Annotated in this window: 4 protein-coding genes; 1 reads left to right on the forward strand and 3 read right to left on the reverse strand. The window is 74.7% G+C overall.

Annotation, left to right across the window (positions count from 1 at the left end):
• On the forward strand, positions 1-1,340 hold a 1,340-nt coding region (locus C1I98_RS32750), incomplete at its 5' end, for an FG-GAP repeat protein (protein ID WP_111171220.1).
• 79 nt (positions 1,341-1,419) lie between these two features.
• Here the strand turns inward: C1I98_RS32750 and C1I98_RS32755 are convergent.
• The 3 genes from C1I98_RS32755 to C1I98_RS32765 form a co-directional block, all read right to left on the reverse strand.
• On the reverse strand, positions 1,420-2,997 hold the full coding sequence (locus tag C1I98_RS32755) for an alkaline phosphatase D family protein (protein ID WP_111171222.1): 1,578 nt from the start codon (positions 2,995-2,997) through the stop codon (positions 1,420-1,422).
• Between the two features lie 163 nt (positions 2,998-3,160).
• Entirely contained in the window at positions 3,161-5,884 is a 2,724-nt protein-coding gene (locus C1I98_RS32760) for a tetratricopeptide repeat protein (RefSeq protein ID WP_111171221.1), read from the reverse strand.
• Positions 5,885-5,895: 11 nt separating this feature from the next.
• A complete protein-coding gene (locus tag C1I98_RS32765; RefSeq protein WP_233508389.1) occupies positions 5,896-6,873 on the reverse strand; it encodes an HSP90 family protein in 978 nt (325 codons plus the stop codon).
• Between the last annotated feature and the right edge of the window lie 54 nt (positions 6,874-6,927).

Here is a 6,927-nt window from a genome sequence, read left to right on the forward strand (position 1 = left end):
ACCTGGCGGTGGCCGCCCCGTACGCGGCGGCCGGCGGGAAGGCGCGGGCGGGTTCGGTACGGGTGCTGTACGGCATGCGCAGGCCCGCGGACCTCACTCAGGGCCCCGGCGAGGCCGAACTCGGCGACGCGTTCGGCTCGGCGCTCGCCACCGGCGACTTCGACGGCGACTCCTGCACCGACCTGGCGGTGGGGGCGTCGGAGGAGTTCGCGGGCACCCGTCGTCCCGGCGCGGACGGCAACGGCGTCGTGCGGGTCTACCACGGCTCCCCCGGCGGCCTGCGCCCCGGCGCGGAGATCGACATCACCGACCTGGGCGGCAGGCGCGGCAGCGACCGGTTCGGCGCCGCCCTGGCCGCGGGCGACCTGGACGGCGACGGCGACGACGAACTCGTCATCGGCGCTCCCGGGCACGGCACCGGCGGCGCGGCCGGGATCTACGGGATGAAGGGCCGCCGCCCGTACCTGTTCACCCAGAAGACCCGCTGGGTCGGCCAGCGGGCGCTGCCCACCGACCAGTTCGGCGCGGCCGTGGCCACCGGCGACTTCGACGGCGACGGCAAGGCGGAGGCGGTGGTCGGCGCGCCGGGCGACACCGTGCGCAAGGACGGCCAGGGCTCGGTCACCGTGGTCGACCCGCGGCGGCGGCGCGCCACCCTGCTCACCCAGAGCAGCCCCGGCATCACCGGCGCGGCCGAGAAGTGGGACGGCTTCGGCGCCGCGCTCGCCGCCGCCGACTTCGACGCCGACGGCCGCGACGACCTCGCGATCGGGGTACCCGGCGAGGGCCTGACCGGCAACCAGCGGGCGATGGACTACGGCGACGGGACCGTGCACACGGTCTACGGCTCGCCCTCCGGCCTGCGCACCGCGCGCTCGGAGTCGTGGTCGCAGAACACCCTCACGGGCAAGCCCCGCTACTACGACCGGTTCGGCGCGGCGCTCGCCGCCGCCGACTTCAACGGCGACGGAGACGCCGAGCTGGCGATCGGCATCCCGGGCGAGAACGCCGTCCAGGTCCTGGCCGGCACCCGCTCCGGCGGCCTGACCAAGATCGGCAACGTGCTGATCCCCGGCCCCAAGGGCGGTTTCGGGACGGCGCTGGCCACCGTCCCGACCGGCGCACGGGTGCGCGCCGCGTCCGCCCGGCATGTGCCGTACGACCTCGTCGTGGCCTCCCCGGGCACCGGGCGGCTCACCTTGGTCCGCGGCGGCCTCAAGTCGTCCGCGAGCGGGGCGGTCACCGGGGTGCGCCCCGGCCGGACCGGGCGGCTGCCCGCCGGCGCCTCCCGCGACCTGTACGGCTACACGATGGCCGCGGGAGCGCAGCGCGGTCGCTAGGCTGAGGACATGATGTCGGGATCGAAGCAGCGGATCATCATTCTGGTGCTGATCGTCGCGCTGGTCGCGACGAGCGGCCTCAGCGTGGTCCTGTCCTGGCTGTCCGGCTGACCCCGGCCGCTCCAGCCAGGGCCGGGCCCCCGGCCTGGCCCGCGGGCACGGTCACGGTGTGCGTGGTCTTCGCCGGAGCGCCGCGCCGGGAGACGTACTCCAGGGTCCGGAAGTCCGCGCGCAGTTCGTCGGCCGCCAGGCGGCAGACGATGTAGCCGCGCCGCTGGTCCAGGTAGGAGATGTGCGGGTTCTCCGCCACGATCTCCTCCACCCGCGCCTGGTCGCGGTATCCGTCGCCGTCGCTGGTGACGCTGGAGGTGACCAGTTCCACGCCGACCTTGGGCGAGTCCGGGTCGTCGAAGTCGATCCGCAGGTCGGCGGCGTGGTGCATGTGGGCGTCGCCGGTGAGCACGACCGGGTTGCCCGCGCCGGAGTCGCGCAGCGCGGTGAGCAGCCGGGTGCGCTCGGCGGCGTAGCCGTCCCAGGAGTCCATGCTGACCTCGCGGCCGGGTCCCTGCCGCCAGTCGCGCTGCGCCATCAGGATCTGCTGGCCGATCAGGTTCCACCGGGCCGGGGAGCGGTGCAGGCCGTCCAGCAGCCAGTCCCGCTGGTCGGCGCCGAGCAGGGTACGGCCGGCGTCCAGCCGTTCGTCGCAGCCGGACCGCAGGCCGTCGGCGCACGCCTGGTCGTCGCGGAACTGCCGGGTGTCCAGCAGGTGGAAACGGGCCGCGCGGCCCCAGTCCACCCGGCGGTGCACGCGGATCGACGCCCCGCCGGTGACGCTGGTACGTCGCAGCGGCATGTTCTCGTAGTACGCGCGGAACGCGGCGGCCTTGCGCCGGGCGAACACCGGGTCGGCGGTGCTCGACACCTCGCCGGCCCAGTTGTTCTCAAGTTCGTGGTCGTCGAAGGCGACCAGCCAGGGCGCCACGGCGTGCGCGCGCTGCAGGTCGGGGTCGCTCTTGTACTGCGCGTGCCGCATCCGGTAGTCGGCCAGGGTGCGGCAGGTGCCCTCGGTGTGCCTGCGGACCCTGCCCTCGATCGCCTTGTAGCCGTCCGGCGCGTACTCGTACATGTAGTCGCCGAGGTGGACCACCAGGTCGGGGTCCTGCTCGGCGAGGCGGCGGTAAGCGGTGTAGTAGCCGTGCTCGTAGTGCGCGCACGCGGCCACGGCGAAGGTGAACGCCGCGGTGTCCCCCGCCGGGGAGGTCCTGGTACGGCCGGCCGGCGACATGTGGCGGCCGGTCTTGAAGCGGTAGAAGTACTCCCGGCCGGGCTCCAGCCCGGACAGTTCGACGTGGACGCTGTGCCCCCGGTCTGCGGCGGCGGTCTCGGCCCCCGAGCGCACCACCTTGGAAAACCGCTCGTCGGTGGCGACCTGCCAGGCCACCTCGACGTCACGGCCCGGCATCCCGCCGAGGCCGCCGCCGCCCAGCGGATCGAGGGCGAGCCGGGTCCAGAGCACGAACCCGTCCTTGGCGGGGTCGCCGGAGGCGACGCCGAGTGTGAAGGGGTCGCCGGCAAGGGCGCGTGAGCGGGCCGCCGCGGGCGTGGCCACCGCGGCGGGGACCACCAGGCCGCCCGTCATGGCGGCGGTCGCGGTCATGAACACTCTGCGTGATGGGTTCGGCTCCACGCTCCAAGTGCAGAAGATCCGATTAGCCCCGTTGTGACCTGCGCTGCACACCGAAGTGAACAACCGTTGCACAGGCAAGCGGATTACCCCAGGTGGCTGAACGCCGCGCCAACGCCAGACGGCGATCCGGCCGCTATCGGGCGACCTCCGGCTCCTCGTCGTCGTCCTCGTCGCCGCCGGGGTCCCAGTAGATGGACGCGAGAATCTCGGCGGCCCGGTCGGCGGCCTCGTTCGCGCCGATCGAACGGAACCCCGCGATGGCCTCCATGCACCGTTCCCTGGCCTGGGCCTGCTCGCCCAGCCAGTCCAGTGCCTCGGCCTCCTCACAGCCGATCCGGCAGCTCTCCCACACGACGTCGGGGTCACCGGGGGGCAGACCGGCCAGCGCGGCGCGAGCCTCGGCGAAGATCTCCAGCGCCGCCTCCTCCTGGCGGTCGAGCTTGTAGACGGCCATTCCGCGGCGGCGCAGCAGCCGGGCGGTGAGCAGCGGGTCGCCGTCGCCGAGGCCGGCCGCCCTGGCGTAGGTGTCGGCCGCCTCCTCGTGCCTGGTCAGCCGCATCAGCAGGTCACCGGCCGCCTCGGCGGCGGACGCCGCCTCCGCCCACCGGCCCGCGGCCAGCAGTCCGGCCTCGACCTCCCGATAGTCGGCCAGCACCGCCTCCAGGTCGCCCGGCCCGGCGAGGTCGCGCTGCGCGTCGGCGCGGACCCACCGGGCGGCGAGCCGTTCGTCGGCGAGCTCCTCCGGCAGCATGGCCAGCGCCTCCTCGGCGGCCTCGGCCGCGTCCAGCGGGCGGCCGGTGGCCAGATAGGCCCGGCACAGATCGACCCGCACCACCGCGGCCTGCTCGTTCGCGCCGACGGAGGTGAGCGAGGCCACGGCCTCGATCAGGTCGTCGGCGGCCTCGGCGGCACGGCCCAGCGCCAGCAGCGCCTCTCCCCTGCCCTCGTACGCGAACGCGCGCAGCGCGGTATCGGCCCGGGGCGCGACCGCCAGCGCCTCCCCGTACGCCTGAACCACCTCTCCCAACGCCCCGTCATCCCCTGTTCGTCCAAGGGACCCGGCCTGGTCGCGTTGGAGGCGGGCGTGCAGGAGGCAGGCGGTGGCCAGGCGGATGCCGCCCGTGGCGCGCAGGGCGTTTCGGGCGCGGGCGGCGGTCGCCGTGGCGGTGTCCAGGGCGGTGGGGTCCTCGGCCAGGATCTCGGCCAGCCGCAGCAACGGCCGGCCGGGGCCTTCGGACCGCTCGGCGGTGCTCTCCAGCAGCCGCACGGCGTCGTCCGGGCGGCCCGCCTCGTGGTAGGTCTGCGCCAGGCGGACGGCCGCCGCCGTGTGTTGCGCCGCGGTGCCGTGGGCGTCCAGGTACGCGGCGGACTCCTCGGCCGCTGCCACCCAGTCGCCCTCGTCGCCCAGTGTCGCCCGCAGCAGGGCCAGGCGGCTCAGCGCCGCCTGGCGGCGAAGCTCGTCACCGGCGCGGGCGTACCCCAGCACGGCCCGCTCCCACTCGGCGATCGTCTCCCGGGGCCGGTCCTTCCCCGCCGCGAAGCCGCGCCCCTCGTCCCGGCGCGCTCGCTGGACCTCCGAGAGCCCCGCGCCGCCCGCCTCGCCGTACAGCTCGTCGAATCGCGCCCAGGTGGCCAGCGCGGCGCGGAAGTCGGCCTGATCCCAGGAGCGTTCGGCCAGGTCGAGCAGGGTGTCCGGGGTGGTCTCCGCAGGCTCGGGGAGCTTGGGCCGCACCGGCGCGGGGGCCGGGACGCGCCGCGCGTGCGGGGTGAGCGGCAGGTGCTCCACCAGCGGCTCGGCCGCCATGGTCTCCTCCACCCGCCGGGACTGCTCGTCCGTGCCGTTGCGCGCGTCGAACCTCGCGGCCAGCTCACGGGCGGTGGCCTCCATCCGAGGGCGCAGCGCGCTCGCGGTGGTCTCCTCGCCCGGCCGCCGGATCACCGTGTCGCCGTGCCCGATCTCCTCCAGCCTGCGCAGCAGCAGCCCCGCCGCCGAGGCGAACCGCATCGCCGCGCGCGGGCTGGCGGCCCGGTCCAGCAGCGGCGACTCGCGCTGCAGGATCTCCAGGCCGCGCGCCTCGTTGCCGGTCAGCGCGCAGAACTCGATGTGGTCGCCGAAGTCGTCCACGTAGTTGGCGTCGCCGGCCACGATCCGGTAGGCCCGCCGGTGCGCGCCCGCCGCCTCCCGCAACCGCCCGGTGCGCAGGTAGGGCACCAGCAGCCTGGCCAAGATGCCCTGCGGCTGCACGTGGCAGGTCAGCTCGCCCGCGACGACGGGCGCGGCCAGCTCGACCGCCTCCTCATCGCGTCCCAGCCATGCCAGGTGCCACACCTTGCCGCTCGGGTCGCACCCCTCGCAGTCGGACAGGGGGTCGCGCGGTGTCGTCCGCCACCGGTGGAACCACTCGTCGGCCGCCTCCTTGTCGCCCAGGTGCTGGGCCAGGTAGCAGCGCTGGGCGTACACGGCGTGCAGCCCGGCCCCCGCCTTGTGGTACCTGCTCTCCATCTCGGTGAGGGCGTCCTGGGCGCGCCGCAGCGGCACCTCCGGGAAGCGGATCATGGAACTGGTGATCCACTTGAACTGCCAGAGCAGGTAGTGGGTCTCCCACTCGCCGAACCTGCCGGGCTCGGCGTCGTACTCGGCCAGGCAGCGGGTGAAGGTCGCGAAGGACTTGGCGGGCTCGGCCCCGTGCTGGTACGCGGAGGTGAGGTCCAGCCGTACCTGCAGGGCGAGGTCGCGGTCGCGCAGCGCCTCGGCCAGCCCGAGCGCCCGCTCCAGCACCGCGGTCTTGGCCTGCCCGTACGGCGTGCCCGCGGCGCGCTGGATCAGTTCGTGTACCTCGTCGGCTCCGCCTGCCATCCTTGCCCCCTCTACTCCTTGCCGAGGACGGCCCAGTCGAGCAGGCCGAGGAACGATCGGTTGAGCGCGGCGGTGTCGGCCGCGCGCAGCGGGTGGTGGCCGTGCAGCAGCGCCATGCCGTACAGGGCCTCCACCGCGGTCCCGGCCAGCGCCGGGGTGGGCAGCGCGACGATCCGCCTGACCAGCGGGTTGCGGTGGTTGAGCACGAGGCGTGGGCGGTCCGTGGCGACCACGTTCTCGATCGCGCCGAGCACGTCGGCCCACAGCGCGTCGCTGTTCTCGCGGGCCTCGCGCAGCTCGGCCTGGTGCTGGGCGGCGCGGCTGGTCAGGTAGAGCGCGGGCAGCGAGGCCGGATCGAAGTCGCGCAGCACGACCTCGCAGCCGAGCCCGTCGAGCGCGTTCGCCGCCGCCATCAGGAACGGCCGGGCGGCCAGCTCGGCCTCGGGGTCGACCGGCGAGAGCCGGGTGGCCAGCTCGGCCGGGTCCAGGCGGTCCAGGCGGGCCTCGGGGTCGATCCGGGGCAGCCGCTCAAGGATGTCGGCGTCGTAGACGTATCCGGCGTTGATGAGCCCGACCCCCTGCGCGCCCGCCACGCCGGAGAGCTGCCGGAACTCGTCCACGCCCGAGGTGTAGCGCCCGTTCGGGTGGCGCAGCCGGAACTGGGCGAGCGTCATCGGGCCGTCGCTGGTCTCGAACTCCAGCCAGCGGTCCACCAGGCGCAGCATGTCGTCGTCGTGCAGCGCCAGCGCCTTGACGCCCAGGTGGTGCAGGCGTAGGAAGCCGCGCAGCCGGGCGGGGTCGGTCTCGGCCAGCGTGACCAGCCACTCGCGCAGCCGCGTACCGAGCACCGTGCGGGTGTGCTCCAGCAGGTCGTCCTCGTACAGCGCCTCGCGGCTGGCGGTGGGGCGGAGTTCGCCCGCGTCGACCACGCACCGGGCGAAGAACGCCCACTCGGGCAGCAGGCCCTCGGCGCTCTCGGCCAGCAGCATGCGCTTGAGGTAGACCCGGTGGGCGGCGCGGACGGCTGTCTCTTATACACCTCT

The sequence above is a fragment of the Spongiactinospora gelatinilytica genome (assembly GCF_003236385.1).
GTDB classification, from domain to species: domain Bacteria; phylum Actinomycetota; class Actinomycetes; order Streptosporangiales; family Streptosporangiaceae; genus Spongiactinospora; species Spongiactinospora gelatinilytica.

What these genes read in the sequence shown, in the direction of transcription:
- C1I98_RS32755 (WP_111171222.1), bottom strand. Translation starts at nt 2,997, where the DNA reads ATGACCGCGACCGCCGCCATGACGGGCGGCCTGGTGGTCCCCGCCGCG.
- C1I98_RS32760 (WP_111171221.1), bottom strand. Translation starts at nt 5,884, where the DNA reads ATGGCAGGCGGAGCCGACGAGGTACACGAACTGATCCAGCGCGCCGCG.
- C1I98_RS32765 (WP_233508389.1), bottom strand. Translation starts at nt 6,873, where the DNA reads ATGCTGCTGGCCGAGAGCGCCGAGGGCCTGCTGCCCGAGTGGGCGTTC.